Here is an 18,993-nt window from a genome sequence, read left to right as displayed (position 1 = left end):
ACGCGCGGTCCGTCGCGGCGCCCACCGTCGAGCGCATCGATGAGTACCGTTGACGATGTGACACCTTCAGCTGCGGCATCCGATGCCTCATTCCCCCACGTCGTGATCGTCGGCGGCGGATTCGCCGGCGTGAACGCCGCGCAGGCCCTCGCGAAGGCGCCCGTGCGCGTCACGCTCATCGACCGCCGGGTGTACAACACGTTCCAGCCGCTGCTGTACCAGGTGGCCACCGGCGGGCTCAATCCGGGCGACGTCACGCACTTCCTGCGCAGCCTGCGGATGCGGCAGCCCAACCTCGACGTGGTGCACGAGCACCTCATGGAGATCGACCCCGACGCGAAGTCCGTGCGCCTGCTCGACGGCAAGACCATCGACTACGACTACCTCGTGCTCGCGAACGGCGTGACGACGGCGTACTTCGGAACGCCGGGCGCGAAGGAGCACGCGTTCGCGGTGTACTCGCGTTCGCAGGCGATCCGCATCCGCGACACCCTGTTCACGCGGCTCGAGCTGGCCACCCAGCAGGAGGGCCGCACCGACGGCCTGCACGTCGTCGTCGTCGGCGGCGGCGCGACCGGCGTCGAGATGGCCGGCGCCCTCGCCGAACTGCGCGACCAGGGCCTGCGCCCCGCCTACCCCGAGCTCGACGGCGAGGCGTTCCGCATCACGATCGTGCAGCGCGGCCAAGAACTGCTGAAGCCGTTCATCCCGAAGCTGCGCCGCTACGCCGCGAAGCAGCTCGTGCGGCGCGACGTCGAGCTCTGCCTCGGCACGGGCGTCGCCGAGGTGCAGGAGCGCGCCGTCGTGCTCACCGACGGGCGATCGATCCCGTCCGACATGACCATCTGGGCCACGGGCGTCGCCCCGCATGAGGAGGTCGCCTACTGGAGCCTCCCGCTCGACGAGCACGACCGCATCAGAGTCGGTGAAGACCTGCAGGTCGAGGGCCTGCCCGGCGTATTCGCCGCCGGCGACATCGCGATCGCGCCGCAGGACCTCCCGCAGCTCGCGCAGCCCGCGATCCAGGGCGGCCGGCACGTCGGCGCGCAGATCATGCGCCTCATGGCGGGGCAGGGGACCGAGCGATTCGAGTACTACGACAAGGGCCAATTGGCGATCATCGGCCGCCGCTCGGCCGTCGGCGAGGTTCCCGGCATCGCGAACCTGCCCGTGCTGCACGCGTTGCCGTTCCTGCAGCGGGTGCCCGGGTTCCGTCGACTCTTCGGGCTCATCGGATACCCCGCCTGGGCGGCGTGGCTGTTCGTGCACATCGGCAGCCTGCTCGGCTCTCGCAACCGGCTCAGCACCATGATCGGCCTCTGGGCACGCTACGGGTTCCGTCGCTGGCGCACGCCCGTGCCGATCGTCGGCGACGTGCCCGCCATCCGCCCCTCGAAGGCCGAACGCCTGCGGCTCACGCCCGAGCAGCTGAAGGCGAGCGATGCGGCGCTCGCGTCCGACCGCGCCGACGAGGTCGTCAGGATCGAGTCGCCCGCCGAGTCGAACTCGCCCGAGCCGGCCGGGTAGGGGCGCGCCACCCCCGGGCCCTCCGCACCGTCGCCGCCCGCGCACCGTCGCGCCCGCACCCGCCCGGCGCGGGTCAGAGCACCGGCCGCCCCAACCGGCTCGACACCGCGGTGCCCGCGAGCACGCCGAGCGAGATGCCGACGACGGTCGCCGTGGTCGTAATGAGCGAGGCCGACCCGCCGGCGTCGCCGCCGAGCACCGAGGCGACCCCCACGAGGCCGAGCGCCCCGGGCACGAGCAGCCAGAACGCGGGCATGAAGCTGACGAGCGCGCTCGGACCGTGCGGCCGACGGGCGACGAGCACGGCGACGGGCATCGCGACGAGGGCGCCGATGAGAGCCGAGAGCACGCCGCCGAAGAAGACGGCGCCGAGCACCTGTGCGCCGTAGGCGACGTAGAGCACGACGAGGATCCACCCGAGCGAGGCGCGGTTCGCGCACTTGTAGACCACGATGCCCACGCCGAAGAGGGCGACCGCGATCCACGGGGCCACGACGCCGAGCCCGGTCGAGCTCGGCGCGACCTCGAGCGAGGGGATGCCGACGAGCGCCCCCGCCGCGACGATGCCGATCGCGAGCAGCACGAGCTGCATGGCTCCGGCGGCGAGCCGGCCCGCCCCCGAGACCATCTGGCCGGTCGCGAGCTCGATCGATCCGACCGTGAGCAGGGCGCCCGGCAGCAGCACCACGAGCGGCGCGATGAGGGCCGGCAGCACGCCGGAGTCGAGGCCGAGCCGCAACCCGAGGAGCACGACGAGGGCGACCCCGAAGGCGATGCCGACGCTGAGCAGCGCCCGGTAGCGGCCGGCGAGCCGCTCGCCCGCGAGCAGGGCGGTGCCGACCGCGGCGCCGAGCAGCGCGGCGAACACGACCCCGGTCCATGAGGCGCCGAGGAGCACCGAAAGGCCGGCGCTGACGAGGACGTACCCCGCCCCGCGCTGCACCGGCGAGTAGGGCGGCCGGGCCGCGCGCATGCGGGCGATGCGGGCCCGGATCTCGGCGGGGTCCACGATGCCGGCGCGTGCGTCGTCGACGACGCCCTGCAGTTCGTCGACTTGGTGCAGCAGCAGGTCGTGCTCGCCGCTCGACACCGCACCGGTGCCCGACGGCCCGTCGCCGCGCGAGGAGACGAGCAGCGCGGTCGGGAAGACGATGATCTCGGCGCCGACGAGGTTGTTCGCCCGCGCGACGTCCTCGAGGGTCTCGCGCACGGTCGCGACCGAGTAGCCGGCGTCGGTCATCGCCTCGCCGATCTCCTCCATGGCCGCCTGGGTCGCGGCGGTCCGCGCCGCGGATTCCAGCGCCGTCTTCGGGGCGTCGGATGCCGCGGGCACGGCAGCTTCGGCGACATCCTCGTCTTCGCTGCGACGCCGCGCGACCACGAGGATGCCGGCCGCGACGACGAGCACGACCGCGGCGATGATCCACGACCACACCGAGGTCGTGGCCGTCGCGGCCGCGGGCGGCACCGCGGGCACCTGCGTCGGGACGGGCGACTCGCTCGGCGTCGGCGTCGGCTCCTCGGCGGGCGTGGGCGTCGGCGTCGGCTCCTCCGTCTCGGGAGGCTCGGTCGGCGCCGACGTCTCGGGCTCGGGTGATCCGGTCGGCTCGGCGGTGCCGGTCGGGGTCGGCGTCGGCGTGGGGAGCGGGCTCTCGGGGGGCTCGGTCTCGTCGGCCGGTTCCGGCTCGACGGTCTCGATCGGCTCGAGGGCGGGGCTCACCGCGATCGTCGTGGCCGCCGTCGCCCCGACGGCGGGTGCGCCGAGCAGCAGGGCGGATGCCGCGACCAGGGCGCAGAGGGATGCCCGGGCTCCACCGCCGAACGCCATGCCGCCCCCTCCTCTGCCGCGCGTCCCCTCGCGCGGCATCCACCCAGCGTAGGGCCCGGTCGGGAGTCGCGACAGTCTCCGCGGGGCGGGAGTGCCCTGCAGGCGTACCGGAACCGCTCACCCCTCCCGACGGGAGAACCGCGGCAGATCGGCGGCGCCGACGCTCCCCCGGTAGAACGACGCCATCGCCTCGGGAGTGTTGTGGTTCCAGCTCCGGGCGCCCCACGGCATGGCGAGGGCCCACTCGGGTTGCGCCTCGATCACGTCGGCTCCGGGCAGCACGAAGGTCTCGCCGATGATCATGGGCTTGCCGTCGCGCTGCGCGATGCGGAGCGCCTGCTCGTACCTCCGAGGCGAATAGCCCTCGTCGTCGTAGAAGTCGACCGAGAGCACGTCGTAGAACTCCGCGCCCGGGTTGAAGAGGTCCCAGTCGTTCGCGTCGTACTCGGCGAGGCCGCCGTCGACTCCGCGGTAGCGGCCGAAGTTCTCGCCCTGCGCGAACCCGTAGTCGTCGGGAAGGTCCTGCACGTTCCACACCCAGACGATGTTCGTCAGGTTCCACACGTTCTCGAGATGGGTACGGAACATGCGGAAGAGGCCCGCGGTGCCCGACGGGCCAGGCCGGCCGCCCCACCAGAACACGTGCTGGTTCATCTCGTGGAACGGCCGCAGCAGCACCGTCACCCCGGCGTCGTCGAGACGCTGGAGATGGCGGGCGTACTCGTCCATGCGAGCGCGCCAGCCGGCGTTGAGCTCGGTGCCTTCGGTCATGAGCTCCGCCCACCGCGCCTCGGGCAGGAAGCTGTAGACGCGGTTCGGCCCGGGCATGGCCTCCTCCGCGGCATCCGTGCCCCAGCCGCCCTCCACCTCCTGCGCCACCGTGTACTGCGGCGGCGACACGTGGAACATGATCTGCACGAGGCATCCGTTCGCCCACTGCCGGATGACCTCGTCGATCATGTTCTCGCGGAAGGGCACGGTGCGGCCCGTGAGGAAGTCCGCGCTGTAGAGGGCCGGGTGGACGCCGGTCTCGGACGCCACGCGCCGATGCAGGTCGTCGGTCTCGGCCGGATCCTCGTACGGGTGGTCGTGGTGCATGGCCGAGATGATGCGGCCGTCCGGCCTCGCGGCGAGGTACTCGCGCACGCCGACGCGGGCCGGGAGGTTCCGGATGTCGAGGGTCACGTCTTCGAGCTCGTGCGACGCCGTCGACGTGCCGTCGTGCACCGCCACGGTGACGCCCGAGAGCTGCACGACGCCCGCTGCGAGGAAGTCGCTCTTCGGCGAGAACCGGGTCGGGCTCGACGCGAGGACGGTCTCGTCGCTCGACGTGAAGCGCACGAGCACGATGCCCGCGGCGCCCGGCAGCTCCGACGCCCTGAGCGCTGCGACGAGGTTCCCGACCCCGTCGACCGTGATCACGGACGGGGTCGGGAACGCGGTCGGCCTCGTCACAGGAGGATGACCAGCAGTCGCGCCGGGCTCGTGGCGGCGGCCACGGATGCATCGCCCGCGAACGTCGCGGTGACGTGGTGGATGCCGCGCTTCAGCTTCGGCAGCGTGATCGTCGCCTTGCCCTTCGCGTCGAGCGTCGCGGTGACCGACATGCCGTCGACGCTGATCACGATCGTCCGCCCCGCCGTGGCGGCCGACGTGCTCAGCTCGACGCTCGCCCGCGTCTTGAGGAACGACAGGGAGACCGGCGTCGAGAGTCGCAGGTCGAGCGACGTCGTGTACGGCACGACGACGGGCTCGCTCGCAGCGCCGGCGGAGACCTCGTCGAGGTGGGCGGTCACGACGACCGTGATCGAGGCGCCCTGATCCGCGGCGGTCACCCGGTACGTGGCGTTCTCGGCTTCGGGGATGTCGGCCCCGTCGCGCTGCCACCGGTAGGTGAAGGTCACGTCCTCCGAGTCCCAGGTTCCGGGCTGGGCGGTCAACGTGCGGCCCACCGCGACCGTGCCCTCGATGGTCGGCGAAGCCGTGTTCACGGGCATCTGCGGGCCGGCCTCCGCCACGGTGGCGGTGAGGTCGTCGATGCGGAGCGACCCGGTGCCGCTGCCGCCGAGATAGAACGCGTACTGGCTCACCTGGCTCAGGTCGAGCTGCCCCTCACCGGCCCAAGCGGGCGGTGCGAACGCGTCGAAGTCGACTTCGTAGCGGGTCCAGTCCGCCGTCGTGACCGGAACGGATGCCTCCCAGTACGCGCCGGCCGCGACGAACTGCACGCTCAGCGTCTGGCCGACGGTGGCCTGTGCGTCGAACGCGAGTCCGCGGTATCCCCACCAGTTCTGAGCGGTCGGAAGGGTGCGGATGACGCCCGCGTAGCCCGGGCCGGCCAGGTCGTACGCGAACGACGCGGCCGAGGTCGCCGTCTCGGGGTTGGCGATCTTCGTGGCCGTGATCGGACCTCCGCCCGCGTTGCGCGGGTAGGCCGCGGCGAGCGCGGCATCGTCGACGTAGGACTCGAAGTCGTCGATCACGAGTTCGGAGGTCGGCGGCTCGGCGGTCGAGAAGGCGGCGACGTCGGGCGAGGCGACCGTCTGCCCGTAGCCGTTGAACGCCGTGACCTGCCAGTAGTACGACGATCCGGGCGCGAGATCGGCCGCCACCGTGTAGCTCGGCGCGCTGAGCGCGCCGGACTGCTCGACGAGGTCGTCCAGCTCGGCGTCCGTGCCGACGGTGACCTTGTAGTAGGCGGCGTCGGTCGCGGTCGTCCACGTCAGCTTGGGCGATGCGGTGAGCCCCGTGGCGCCGTCAGCGGGAGACGTGAGCTCGAACGGCCCCGGAGCCGACGGTTCGGGTGCGTTCGGCGAGAAGAGGGTGAGCTGCCCGATCTGCGGCGTCCACGGTTCACCCTCGGCGCCGTCCCACGAGATCTTGAGGAAGTCGACGCCTTCGAGCCCGCGGAGGCTGTAGTCGTAGCGCTTCCAGTTGCCGGCGCCGCCGGTCACCTGCGGCGCCAGGGTCGTCCACTCCGTGCCGTCGGCGGAGCCCGCGACGGCGATCGGGATGACGGGCTGGTCGGGCCAGTACCACGCGGTGAAGTCGGCGCCCGAGATGTCGTCGTAGGTCCACACGAGGCTCGCCGGGTCGGCGCTGTCGCGCTTCGCGCGCCCGGTGTCGCCGCCGAACTGGGCCGGGTTGCCGCCGTCGATCGAGAGCGATCCGGTGTGCTCGGCGGTGAGCGAGAAGTCGTCGAGATCGTCGACCAGGGCCGCGCGGTCGGCGGTCCCGGTGATCGTCGCGCGCGACAGTCGGATGTCGGAGCCCGCCGGCCAGGCGATGCGCACCCGGTCTCCGGCGAGCCCCGACGCGGTGACCGAGGTGCGTCCGTCGACGACGGCGCTGTCGACGTCGGCCTCGGCCCACGTGCCGCCGTCGGCGCTCGAGGAGATGGCGATCTCGTCGGCCGTGCCCGCATCGAGCAGGAACATCGCCGACGTCGCACCGCTCATCTTCCAGACGATCGCGGCGTCGCCACCGTCGCCGACGGCCTGTGCGTGGGTCGGGGCGGCAGTGACGCGCACGCCCGTCGCGGACTCGGCGAGGCCGAGCGTCTCGAGCGGGTCGACGAGCACGGACGCCCCCCGGGGCACGGCGACCACGTCGGACGTGCTCGATGCCGACGAGTCCGGCTTCAGCGCGGTGACGCGGTACTGCACGTCGCCGGCGGCCTCCAGGTCGAGCACGGGCGACGCCTCGGCCGGCACCTCGGCGACGGTGGTCCAGGCGGCGCCGTCGGCGGAGCGTTCGACGCGGTACGTCGCCGCGGCAGCGGTTCCCCGCCAGGAGATCGAGTTGATGCCATTGGTGGTTTGGACCTGCGTGATGAGGGGTGCATCGAGCTCGACGGTGCCGGTCTGCGAACCGAGCGCCTCGGAGTACGCCTTCACCGCCGCGACCTGGGAGCGCATCTTGTCGGTCGTTCCCGGGTAGTGCAGGGTGAAGCCGTCGTCGTGCTCGACGTAGCCGCCGCGATCGTGGTGCGGGAACAGCGACCAGAGCATCATGCCCGTGACGTCGCCGTTGTCGATCAGCGGGTCGAGGAGGTCGGCGGACGCGGAGTTGGATCCGTACTCGCCGGCGATGTAGACCTTGCCCGCGTCGGCGATGACGGCCGCGTCGGCGGCGACCTTCGCGGCCGTCGGCGGGTAGTAGTGCACGTCGACGATGTCGACGCCCGGCGCCGTGAGGGTGTCGGGGTCGATGTCGAAGCGGCGACCGGCCGAGACGAGCTGCTGCGGCGCGCGCTCCTTGATGAAGGCGGTCTCCCGCGCGATCCACTCGGGCGTCATCCCCTCGAGCTCGTTGCCGAGCTCCCAGGCCATGACCGTCGGATCGTCGACGTACCGCACCCCGGTCAACGCGTTGGTGCGCGTGAGGATGTGATCCACGTAGTCCTCGAATGCGGCGACCGAGGCGGCATCCGAATAGAAGTCGTCGGGCTGAAGGCCGAGCGGTGTGGTGAAGTCCCGATGGCCCCCGTGGTAGTACGCCCATTCGTCGGTGAGCGGGAGGATGAATCGGATGCCGATCGAACCCGCGTAGGCGATCGCGAAGTCGATCGTGTCGAACGCCGCGTCGTTGTACTCCCCGAGGCTCGGCATGATGGCGAGCGGGTTCGCGTCGTCTTGACCAGTGGAGGTCATCATGTGCGAGCGCACGACGGTGAGCCCCATCTCCTTGGCCGTGTCGAGCGCGTTCCTGATGCGGAAGAAGGTCGGGTAGTCCACGCCCCCGACGTTCTCGTCGAGGCCGAGCCAGTACGCGTTCGCGCCGTTGAACCTGAAGGTCTCGCCGTCCAACGTCAGACGACTGCCGTCACGGGTGACGAATTCGGTGTTCACAGAGCTCCAGTCAGATTCGAGCGCGGCCGCCGGCGTCGCGACGAGGACGCCGCCGACGAGAGCACCCGCAGCCAGCAGGCTACCGAGTGCGCGGATCCAGGTGGGGGTGTGCATGTTCGTCTCCTTCGACGGTGTGCGTGGGTCGTGACGGGTCAGCCGGCGGCCGCGAGCGATCGCGTGTCGGCGTCGAGGCTCGCGGCGAGGTGCAGCGCACCGAGGACGCCCGAGTGGTCGCCGAGCCTCGGCGGCACGACGAATGCGTCGGCATCGGTCGAGGCGTGGTCGGCGCCGAGCGCTCCGTTCAGCTCTCGGAGCATGGCCGCGCGAGTGCCCGCGAGCATCGACTCGACCTTCAGCACGCCGCCGCCGATAACGATGCGCTGCGGCACGAGCGAGTAGAGCACCGAGGCGAGGAGCTGTCCGAGGTAGTAGGACTCCAGCTCCACGGCCGCGGTGCGATCGCTGCCGAGGGCTCGGGTGGGCCGGCCCCAACGCGCGGCCATGGCCGGCCCGGAGGCGAGGCCCTCGATGCAGTCGCCGTGGAACGGGCAGACGCCGGCGAACCGGTCATCGGGATGCCGGCGCACGGGCAGGTGGCCCATCTCGGGATGCCCGACGCGCGAGACCGGTGCACCTGCGAGGATCGCGCCGACGCCGATGCCGGTGCCGACCGTCACGTACGCGACGTCGTCGACGCCGGTCGCGGCCCCGTGGGCGGCCTCGCCGATCGCGGCACCCGTGACATCCGAGACCAGGGCCATCCTTCGGCCGGCGCCGATCAGCTCGGACACCGGCGTCGAGGCCCATCCGGGCTTCGGCGTGGTCGTGATGCTGCCGAACGTCGGCGACCCGGGGTCGAGATCGAGCGGCCCGAACGAGGCCACGCCGACGCGATCGATGCGGTCGCCCCAGTGCTCGAGGTATCCCCGGATGCGCTCGCCCGATTCGATGGGCGTCGTGGTCGGGAACTCGACGACATCGACGAGCAGGTCCGGTGCGGCGGCATCCGCGACCCCGCAGATGATCTTCGTGCCGCCGGTCTCGACGCCCGCGATCATCCCCGACGCTCCGGGGCCGTGTCGTTGGCGGCGCGGAGGATCGCTCCGCCAACGGCGAGCGCGGCGGGGTCGATCGACGGAACGCGCTCGCCCGCCCGCGCGCGGACGGCGAACGTGTGCGACTCGCCCGGAAGCAGCGTGATCAGCTGGTCGTCGGCCACGAGCGCGTCACCGGGAAGACCGGCGAGATCGGCGAGCCGGTCGGTGAACAGGCACAGGTCGAAGAGCACCGTTTCGGCGTGGACCGTGACCTCGACGCCTCGATCGCCCTCCGCCACGCTCGCGACCCAACGGGCGCGCGGCATCGCCGCGGCTCGGTCGGGCCGGTACGTCCAGACGGCCCGAGCGCCGTCGACGTCCGCCACCAGGAACTCGGCGGCCGGATCCTCGGGCTTCGAGATCGCATCGTCCAGAACGAGACGCGCGTTCTCGTCGACGGCCGCGTCGAGGTCGACGACCGCGGAGGCGAGCTCCGTCCCGTCGAACCCGAGACGCCGCACCCGCACCGACGGGCTCCAACGCTCGGCTCCGTCGTTGACCGCGACGAGCTCGAGGCCCGCGGTTCCCGACGGATCCTGGGTTCCGCCCGGCTTCACGGGCTGGACCGTGAGCAGACGGGGAGCGAAGGCGCGCCGAAGGCCGAACCACATCGGCTTCTCGATGCCGTCGGCGTCGACGGCCGACCAGCTCAGCACGGGCCAGCAGTCGTTGAGCTGCCAGATGACCACGCCTGCGCAGCGATCGCGACTGCGCAGCCACTCGGTGCCGGTGCGCTCGGCACGGGCCTGCACGAGCTGGGTCTGGTACAGCCAGTCCTCCTCGGTCGCGGGCGTCGTGAAGTAGGGCTGGAGCCCCCTCGCGAGCTTGTGCATGCCCTCCGAGGCCCGCATGTGATGTGCGACCTGCGGGTTGTCGGGCAGGAGCGAGCCCTCGGTGATCACCTTGCGCAGGGTGGTGGCCGCGGGGGGTGCGCACCAGCCCATCTCCGACACGAAGGCCGGGTCGCTCGACCGGTATTCGGCGAAGTCGCGGTTGTTCCAGATGTCCCAGAGGTGCGCGGGCCCGGATGCCTGGTCGTTCGCCTTGGCGCCGGGAAGGGTCGACCACGGGCTGTTCGGCAGATACGGGCGCGTGGGATCGAGGTCGGCGACGATCGACGGGAGCAGTTCGGTGTAGAAGCCCGCACCCCAAGTGCGGTGCTCGCCGAGCGTGTCCTCCCAGCCCCACTCCTCGTGGCCCCAGACGCATTCGTTGCCGCCGCACCAGATCGCGACCGACGCGTGGCTCGAGAGCCTGGCGACCGCCTGCTCCGCCTCGACGCGGATGAGCTCCGACATCCCCCCGGTCTCGTCGTAGCCGGCGCACGCGAAGAGGAAGTCGTGCCAGACGAGGATGCCGCGGCGATCGCAGCCGTCGAGGAACTCCTCGGTGGCGAAGTATCCGCCGCCCCAGATGCGGAGGAGGTTGGCGTTGCCGTCGACCGCCTGATCGAGCCGCTGCGCGAGGCGGTCCTCGGTGACCTCTGCGATGAAGGGGTCTTCGGGAATCCAGTTGTAGCCGCGGATGCGGATGCGCCGGCCGTTGACGAGGATGGCCCACTGCTCGCCCGCGGCATCCGGGGTCGCGACGGTCTGCACCGAGCGGATGCCGATCGCGCGCTGCCATTCGTCGAGGGTCACGCCGTCTCGGGTGCGCAGCTCGACCGTGAGTTCGTACAGGGGCTGCTCGCCGTAGCCGGCCGGCCACCAGAGCTGCGGGTCGGCGACCTGGAGCGGCACGACCGTGTCCGCGCCGTCCGGCCCGGTGTCGGCGCTCGCGCTGGCCACGACCTCGCCGTCGGGCGCGCGCAGCACGGCCACGAGGGTCGCCGCCTCGAGCTCGTCGATCCGGTCGTGGCGCACCGTGACCGCGACACCGGCGGACCGGTGGTCCTCGGACAGGGTCACGAGCGGGCGAACGTGCTCGATCCGACCGCTCCACGCTTCGATCGCGATCGGCTGCCAGATGCCGGCGGTGACGTAGTGCGGGCCCCAGTCCCATCCGAAGTTGCAGGCGCTCTTGCGGATGTACGGATACGGCTCGTCGTACGGGGTCGGCAGCGGGCCAAACGAACGCTCCCGCTCGGCGGCGGCATCCCATGCGGATTCGAAGACGACCTCAATGCGGTTCGTGCCCTCGACCAGGTGCGGCCGGACATGCCACCGGTAGCTGATGTGCTGGTCGCGGGTCTGCGCGATGCGGTGCCCGTTGAGCAGCACCGTCGCGACCGTGTCCAGCCCGTCGGCGACGAGTTCGACGGCACCGGCCGCCGCCTGCCACTCGAACGAGCGCGAGTAGCTCCATCGAGAGCGGCCGATCCACATCTGGTCGCGCTCCCGCATCGCGACGTCCGGGTCCTCGAGGAGCCCGGCGCGCATCAGGTCGGTGTGCACCTGGCCGGGCACGTGGCCCTCGAGCGTCAGCGCTCGTGCCCCCTCCGGAGCCCCGGCTCCGGCGTCGAGGAGCTGAAGCTCCCAGGTTCCGCCGAGATCGGTGCGACGACGAAGGGTCGCAGGCACGGGTGCGTGGTCGATGAGGGTCATGTGGCTGCTCCTGATGGCCCGACCGGAATGCTCGGCGGGCGCGTCCTGCATCGGTGCAGAGCGCACCGACGACCGGATGGGACGGTGTTGTTCTCGGTTCAGGATGCCGACACGAAATCCTCGTGTCAAGGGCTTACATGATTAATTTATGAAATGGCGGCTCTCGGGCCGGTGCTCGCGCGCTGCACGAGGGCGGCCCGGTCGGCCCGCACCATGCCCGGGGGCCGGCCCTCGATCGCGTGCAGGATCGACCGCGCCGCCAGCGCTCCGACGCCCTGCACGTCGTGGCTCATCGCCGAGAGCGGCGGCAGCGCCAATTGACACAGCGCCGAGTCGTCCCAGGCGAGCAGGGAGAGGTCGCCCGGCACCGCGAGGCGCCGTTCGCGCGCCGCGCGGATCCCGCCGAGCGCCATCAGGTCGTTGTCGAACACGATCGCCGTCGGCGGCTCGTCGATGTCGGTGAGCCCCATGACCGCCTCGAAGCCGGAGCGTTCGGAGTAGTCGCATTCGATGCGCACCCGTTGCAGGCCGAGGTCTGCCGCGGTGGCATCGAAGCTCGCGTTCCGGATCAGCGTGTGCGCCATCGCCGATGGGCCGGAGACGTGCGCGATGCGGGTGTGGCCGAGGTCGTCGAGGTACCGCACGGCATCGGCCATCGCCAGGTCGTCCTCGGTCCAGACGGTCTCGAGCCCACCGCCCGACACCGGGTCGCTGATCGCGACGGCGGGCAGCCCGAGGCTCCGCACGAGCGCGATGCGCGGATCGCCGGGCGAGAGGTCGGCGAGGAGAACGCCGGCGACGTGCCCGTCGGCCGCCCAGCGCTCGTAGCACGCCATCTCCTCGTCGCGGGTCGACAGGACGTGCAGCAGCACCGCGCGACCGAGCGGGCGGAGCACCCGTTCGGCTCCGGCGACCAGCTCGTGGAAGTACGGCTCGTCGCCGAGCACCTCCGACGGACGCGCCAGCACCAGCCCGACCGGACGCGACCCCGCGACGTCTGCATCGATGTCCATGGTTCCCTCTCGGATGCGGCGCGGGCGTTGCGCCGCGAATCCTCAACTAACCTACTTGCATCCACACCGTCCGGTCCGGGCGGCCGAGTGCGATTCGGAAGTGACACCATGGCGCGACGCGAGACTGCGACCGGCCCCGGAAGCCGGGCGCTCGTCGTCGACCTGATCCGATCCTCGGGCCCGATCAGCCGCGTCGAGCTCACCGAGGCCACCGGCCTGACGCAACCCTCGATCTCGAACATCGTCCGGCGCCTGATCGACGACGGCGTGGTCCGCGAGACCGGGGCGACGATCGCGACCGGCGGCAAACCGCGCACGCTCCTGACGATCAACTCGCGCGCGGTGTTCGCGATCGGCATCCAGCTCGGATTCGAGAACGCCGTCTGCATCGCGACCGACACGACCGGCGGGGTGTTCGGGCGCCAGCTGTTCGACGGCGCCGGCTCCGGCGAGCCGCAGCAGGTCGTCGAGCGCATCGCCGCCGACTACCGGGGCTTCCTCACGGGCCTCGGCATCGACGAGACGCGGGTCGCCGGACTCTCGATCGTGACGCCCGGGCCGATCGACCTCGCGCAGGGGCTCGTCATCGGACCGCCGTCGATGCGGCAATGGGTCGATTTCCCCCTCCGAGACGCGCTCGCCGAGCTGGTCTCGGTGCCGGTGCTGGTCGACAACGACTCCGCGGCGTCGGCCCTCGGAGAGTTCTGGAGCCGCCAGATCTCTCGGGAGTCGACGTATGCCTGCATCTACATGGGCAGCGGCATCGGCGCCGGCATCGTCACCGGCGGCGCCCTCTATCGCGGAGCGTCCTCGAATCCTGCCGAGATCGGGCACATCTCGATCGACGCCGCGGGTGTCGAGTGCTTCTGCGGGAACCGCGGATGTCTCGAGCGATACGCGGCTCCGCCCGCCGTCGTCGAGGCGGGCCGCGCCGACCCTGAACTGAACGAGCGTCTCGGTCTGGACTCGGACACCGAGCGGTCGTTCGACGCGATCGCGCGTGCGGCCATCCAGGGCCAGCCGAGGGCACTCGAGATGATCGAGTCATCCGCCCGGCAGATGGCCATGGCCACCCTCAGCTTCGTGAACCTCTTCGATGTCGACCGCATCGACCTCGCCGGGTGGGGGTTCGCGATCGCGGGCTCCATCTACGCGCGAGAGATCCGGGCGGCGCTCGAGCAGCGCGCGTTCGCGCGGCGGGCGCACGGCGTCGCCGTCGAACTGTCCAGCAACCCGCGCGACACCGCCGCCGTCGGCGCCGCGGCGCTGATCCTGCAGAGCTCGCTCGCGCCGGGGCACGGACCGAGCATGCGTCGGTGAGGTCGCCGTGTCGGCCCATCGACCACGAACCCTTGCATCTCATTTACATAAATTACTAATGTAAGTCTTGACAGGGCCGCGAACCACGTTCACTCTTGTCACTGCGGATCGAACGATCCCTTCTGCACCTGTCGACGAAGACACCGAGGAGACACCAGACCATGGCAACGAAGCATCTGCTGGCCGTCGGCGCAATGAGCGCCGTCGCGGCCCTTCTGCTGGCCGGCTGCTCAGCCGGCGGCACCGGCGGCGACGACGACGAGATCGGCGGGGAGATCACCGTTCTCACGAACCGCACCGACCTCATCGACACGCTCTTCGCCGACTACGGAGCCGAGTTCGAGAAGAAGTACCCCGGCACGACCGTGAAGTTCGAGGGCGTCACGAACTACGACCAGGACGTCACCACCCGACTCGCCGGCGGCTCCGCGGGCGACGTGCTCGCGCTGCCCAACGGCCTCACCGAAGGGCAGATCAAGGAGTTCTTCGAGCCGCTCGGCGCCACCGACGAACTCGCCGAGAAGTACCGGTTCGCCAGCGAGTACGCCTACGACGGCGAGACCTACGCCATCTCCGTCGGCGGCGTCGCGTCCGGCATGGTCGTGAACAAGCGGGTGTGGGCCGACGCCGGCATCACGGAACCCCCGACCACCCCCGAGGACTTCCTCGCCGGCCTTCAGGCGATCAAGGCGAGCGACCCCGAGGTCGTGCCGTACTACACGAACTACAAGGACGGCTGGCCGGTCACGTTCTTCGACAACGAGCGCGCGATCATGGGCGACCCCGACATCCTCGAGGCCTGGCCCGAAGACCCGGCTCTGTGGGAAGAGGGCAAGTACGCCTACATCGCCGACGGCCTGCTCTACGACATCGTCCACGACGGCCTCTCCGAGGAGGACCCGCTCACCACGAACTGGGAGCAGTCCAAGCCCGACCTCGCCGAGGGCAAGATCGCCTCGATGCTGCTCGGCTCCTGGGCGGTGCCCCAGATGAAGGCCGCGGCCGAAGACATCGGCGCCGACCCCGACGACATCGCCTTCTGGCCGTTCCCGTACCAGACGGACGGCACGTTCCACTCCAAGATCGCCGGCGACCGTGTGAGCGCGATCTCGTCGAACTCGTCCAACAAGGCCACGGCGAAAGCCTGGCTCGAGTGGTTCATCGAGGACTCCGGTTTCGCCGCGAGCCAGGGCGCGATCCCCGTGCCCAAGGACGGCGCGATGCCGAAGGAGATCGAGGACTTCGCCGCGACGGGCGTCGAGCTCGTCGAGCTCAACGCCGCCGGCGAGAACGCCGGCAAGGAAGCCGAGATCTACAACATCGCCGAGATCGACGGCACCATCTACCGCCAGCAGCTCATCGATGTCGCGCGCGGCGCCGCCGACGGCGACTGGGACTCCTTCACCGCAGAGCTCAACAAGCGGTGGGGTGCAGCGCAGGCCGACGTCATGGGCTGACGCCCCGCAGCCGGATCAACAGCCGTCCGCGGCATCCGCCGGCCGGCCCGAGAGACCCCGGGTCGGCCGGCTCCCCCAATCCACCAGCACCACTCGCCCCAACCGCACGACGAGGTGCGTCACCGAAACGGACCAGCGTGACCACGACGAAATCCAATCCGCTCGGGAGCAGCGCGCCGAGCGGCGCATTCGGCCGGCTCCGCAGCCTCGGCTCGCCGAGCGCCCCGCGCGGTGATCGCCCGAGCCGGCGACGCATGAAACTGCGCAGCGTCAATCGACTCACCCCGTGGCTGTACAGCGCGGCGGCGCTCATCCTCCTGATCACCTTCACCTACGTGCCCGTCGCGAACATGATCGGCTACAGCTTCACCGACTGGGACGGCCTCAGCAGCGAACGCGACCTGGTCGGCCTCGACAACTACGTCAAGGTCTTCACCGATCCGCGCTACTGGCAGGTGTTCCTGGTCAGCATGTACTACTTCGTCGCGTCGTTCGCCCAGATCGCCATCGCCCTCTACTTCGCGACCGTGCTCTCGTTCAAGACGAGATTCCGCAACTTCTTCAAGGGCGTCCTCTTCTTCCCGTACCTGCTGAACGGCGTCGCGGTCGGGTTCGTCTTCCTCTACCTGTTCCAGCCGGGCGGCACGCTCGACACCGTGCTCGGGTTCTTCGGCATCCAGGACACCCCGCACTGGCTGGGCGACCCCGACATCGCGAACATCTCGCTCGCGAGCACCTCGGTCTGGCGATTCACGGGGCTGACGTTCGTGCTCTTCCTCGGGGCGATCCAGTCGATCCCGGGCGAGCTCTACGAGGCGGCCGAGATCGACGGCGCGAACCGCTGGCAGCAGTTCCGCTTCATCATCGCCCCGGGCATCAAGCGCATCATCAGCCTGTCCTTCATCCTCGCGATCTCCGGCAGCCTCTCGGTCTTCGAGATCCCGTTCGTGATGACGAACGGCGCGAACGGCACGTCGACGTTCGTCATCCAGACCGTGCAGACGGCCTTCTACTTCCAACGCGTCGGACTCGCCTCGGCGATGGCCGTCGTCCTGCTCGTCATCGTGCTGGTCATCACCTGGATCCAGCGCCGAATCGTCCCCGATGAGGATGTGACCCTGTCATGAAACGCCCCCTCGCCCTCACCGGCAAGTACACCTCGCTCGTCGCCGCCGCGCTCGTCGTGCTCCTCCCCCTGCTCGTCGTGCTCTTCGCCTCGTTCAAGACGCGAGGCGAGTACGGGGCGAGCGGCCCGCTCGACCCGCCGTCCAACTGGTTCAACCTCGAGAACTTCGTCGTCGCCTTCACCAGCGGGCGCATGGCGCTCGGCTTCTGGAACACCGGGCTGATCCTGATCGTCTCGCTCATCGGCACGATCATCATCGGCACGATGACGGCCTACGCCCTCGATCGGTTCGACTTCCGCGGCAAGCGGCTGGTGTTCTTCCTGTTCCTCGCCGCGACCCTCGTTCCGGGCGTGACGACGCAGGTGGCGACATTCCAGATCGTGAAGGGGCTCGGGCTCGTCAACACCCCGTGGTCGGCGATCATCCTCTACATGGGGACCGACATCATCTCGATCTACATCTTCGTGCAGTTCATGCAGTCGATCCCGAAGTCGCTCGACGAGGCGGCGCTCGTCGACGGGGCATCCCGATTCACGATCTACCGCAAGATCATCCTGCCCCTGCTCGCCCCCGCGATCGCGACCGTGGTCATCATCAAGGGCATCGGCATCTACAACGAGTTCTACATCCCGTTCCTCTACATGCCCAGTCGCGACCTCGCGGTCATCTCGACGGCGCTGTTCAACTTCAAGGGTCCGTACGGCGCGAACTGGGAGGTCATCGCGGCAGGGACGATGATCGTGATCATCCCGACGGTCATCGTCTTCCTCGCCCTCCAGCGATGGATCTACAACGGCGTCACCGCCGGAGCCACCAAGTGACCTCGACGCGGCGCAGCGGCATCCGGATGCTTCCGCCCGACGTGATGCTCGGCACCGCGACGGCCGCCTATCAGATCGAGGGCGGCGCGGCCGAGGGCGGACGCGGCCCGTCGATCTGGGACACGTTCAGCCACTCCCCCGGCCGGGTGCTGAACGGCGACACCGGCGACGTCGCGTGCGACCACTTCCACCGGTGGGAGGCCGACCTCGACCTCATGGCCGAGCTGGGCGTGCAGGCGTACCGGTTCTCGCTCTCCTGGTCGCGCGTGCTGCCGACGGGGCAGGGCACGGTGAACACCCGAGGGCTCGAGTTCTACGACCGGCTGGTCGACGGCCTCGTCGCGCGCGGCATCGCGCCCATCGCCACGCTGTACCACTGGGACCTCCCGCAGGCCCTCGAAGACCTCGGCGGGTGGACCAACCGCGACACGTCGTACCGCTTCGCCGAGTTCGCGGGCATCGCGGCGCAGGCGCTCGGCGACCGGGTGCACACCTGGCTGACGCTGAACGAGCCGTGGTGCGCGGCCTTCCTCGGGTACGCGGCCGACGTGCACGCCCCGGGCCGCAACGACCCGGCGGCGGGCCTCAGCGCCGCGCACCACATGAATCTCGGGCACGGACTCGCCGTGCCAGAGCTCCGTCGGCACAGCACCGGCACCCCCGATGTGTCGGCGACGCTCAACGTGCACCTCGTGAAGCCGGCACCGGGTGCCTCGAACGAAGCGGTGGATCGCATCGATCGCGTCGGCAACCAGGTCTGGCTCGGGCCGATGCTGCGCGGCGCGTATCCCGAGGAGCTCTTCGCCGACACCGCCGAGGTGACCGACTGGTCGTTCGTGCACGACGGCGACGAGCGGCAGGCGCACCAGCCGCTCGACCTGCTCGGCCTGAACTACTACCTGCCCATGGTCGTGCGCATGCCCGGCGAGGGCCCGCAGGATTCGGCAGCCCACGGCATCGCCGGCAATCCGTGGCCGGGCAGCGGTCACGTCGAGTTCATCCAGCCCGAGGGCCCGACCACCGCGATGGGCTGGGTCATCGACCCCGACGGTCTCGAGGCGCTGCTCGTGAAGATGCACGCCGAGACCGGGCTGCCCCTCATGATCACCGAGAACGGTGCGGCCTTCCGCGACGAGGTCGTCGACGGCCGGGTGGCCGACGACGAGCGCATCGCCTTCCTCGAGGCGCACTTCGCCGCCGCCGCCCGCGCGATCGAGCGCGGCGTCGACCTGCGCGGGTACCTCGTGTGGTCCTTCCTCGACAACTTCGAGTGGGCGTTCGGCTACGATCGCCGGTTCGGTCTCGTGCACGTCGACTACGACACCCAGGTGCGCACGCCCAAGGACAGCGCGCGCTGGCTGGCCGGGCAGATCGCGGCGGGTCGGCGAGACGACTCCCTCGCAGGGTAGC

At 70.5% G+C, this 18,993-nt stretch carries 12 protein-coding genes; 6 read left to right on the top strand and 6 right to left on the bottom strand.

Translation table 11 applies throughout. The features are described from left to right. The first annotated feature begins 57 nt into the window (after positions 1–57). Positions 58–1,527: an NAD(P)/FAD-dependent oxidoreductase gene (locus tag GQQ92_RS07065; protein WP_232057550.1), complete on the top strand. Its 1,470-nt coding sequence runs from the start codon at positions 58–60 to the stop codon at positions 1,525–1,527. A 73-nt stretch (positions 1,528–1,600) separates the two neighbouring features. On the opposite strand, the gene GQQ92_RS07060 is transcribed toward GQQ92_RS07065, so the two are convergent. From GQQ92_RS07060 to GQQ92_RS07035, 6 genes are all read right to left on the bottom strand, one after another. Next, positions 1,601–3,355, bottom strand: coding sequence for a threonine/serine exporter family protein (locus tag GQQ92_RS07060; protein WP_156998518.1), 1,755 nt, complete (start codon positions 3,353–3,355; stop codon positions 1,601–1,603). A gap of 117 nt (positions 3,356–3,472) precedes the next feature. After that, the gene (locus GQQ92_RS07055; RefSeq protein WP_156998517.1) at positions 3,473–4,810 is read right to left on the bottom strand and encodes a glycoside hydrolase family 26 protein; all 1,338 of its coding nucleotides are present in this window, start codon (positions 4,808–4,810) and stop codon (positions 3,473–3,475) included. Next, positions 4,807–8,319 (bottom strand): carbohydrate binding domain-containing protein, encoded by a 3,513-nt coding sequence (locus tag GQQ92_RS07050; RefSeq protein ID WP_156998516.1) that lies wholly within the window; start codon positions 8,317–8,319, stop codon positions 4,807–4,809. The genes GQQ92_RS07055 and GQQ92_RS07050 overlap by 4 nt, the downstream gene beginning before the upstream one ends. A gap of 38 nt (positions 8,320–8,357) precedes the next feature. After that, positions 8,358–9,263, bottom strand: a complete 906-nt coding sequence (locus GQQ92_RS07045; protein ID WP_156998515.1) for an ROK family protein — start codon at positions 9,261–9,263, stop codon at positions 8,358–8,360. Next, the gene (locus GQQ92_RS07040; protein WP_197738126.1) at positions 9,260–11,845 is read right to left on the bottom strand and encodes a glycoside hydrolase family 2 protein; all 2,586 of its coding nucleotides are present in this window, start codon (positions 11,843–11,845) and stop codon (positions 9,260–9,262) included. The genes GQQ92_RS07045 and GQQ92_RS07040 overlap by 4 nt, the downstream gene beginning before the upstream one ends. Positions 11,846–11,991: 146 nt before the next feature. Then, on the bottom strand, positions 11,992–12,858 hold the full coding sequence (locus tag GQQ92_RS07035; RefSeq protein WP_156998513.1) for a LacI family DNA-binding transcriptional regulator: 867 nt from the start codon (positions 12,856–12,858) through the stop codon (positions 11,992–11,994). A 108-nt stretch (positions 12,859–12,966) separates the two neighbouring features. On the opposite strand from GQQ92_RS07035, the gene GQQ92_RS07030 reads away from it, so the two are divergent. The 5 genes from GQQ92_RS07030 (at position 12,967) to GQQ92_RS07010 (ending at position 18,992) form a co-directional block, all read left to right on the top strand. Further along, positions 12,967–14,178, top strand: a complete 1,212-nt coding sequence (locus tag GQQ92_RS07030; RefSeq protein ID WP_156998512.1) for an ROK family transcriptional regulator — start codon at positions 12,967–12,969, stop codon at positions 14,176–14,178. Positions 14,179–14,339: 161 nt separating this feature from the next. Then, positions 14,340–15,635, top strand: coding sequence for an ABC transporter substrate-binding protein (locus GQQ92_RS07025; RefSeq protein WP_156998511.1), 1,296 nt, complete (start codon positions 14,340–14,342; stop codon positions 15,633–15,635). A 254-nt stretch (positions 15,636–15,889) separates the two neighbouring features. Beyond that, a complete protein-coding gene (locus GQQ92_RS07020) occupies positions 15,890–16,762 on the top strand; it encodes a carbohydrate ABC transporter permease (protein WP_156998510.1) in 873 nt (290 codons plus the stop codon). Further along, positions 16,759–17,583, top strand: a complete 825-nt coding sequence (locus GQQ92_RS07015) for a carbohydrate ABC transporter permease (RefSeq protein ID WP_156998509.1) — start codon at positions 16,759–16,761, stop codon at positions 17,581–17,583. Before GQQ92_RS07020 ends, GQQ92_RS07015 begins: the two co-directional genes overlap by 4 nt. Beyond that, complete coding sequence (locus GQQ92_RS07010; protein WP_232057549.1) at positions 17,580–18,992, top strand: GH1 family beta-glucosidase; 1,413 nt, start codon at positions 17,580–17,582, stop codon at positions 18,990–18,992. Before GQQ92_RS07015 ends, GQQ92_RS07010 begins: the two co-directional genes overlap by 4 nt. Position 18,993: the final 1 nt, after the last annotated feature.

Source organism: Agromyces terreus (genome assembly GCF_009749465.1).
Lineage (GTDB): Bacteria > Actinomycetota > Actinomycetes > Actinomycetales > Microbacteriaceae > Agromyces > Agromyces terreus.
Note: the sequence above shows the minus strand (reverse complement) of the source record. Positions and strands in the feature narration are given on the sequence as shown.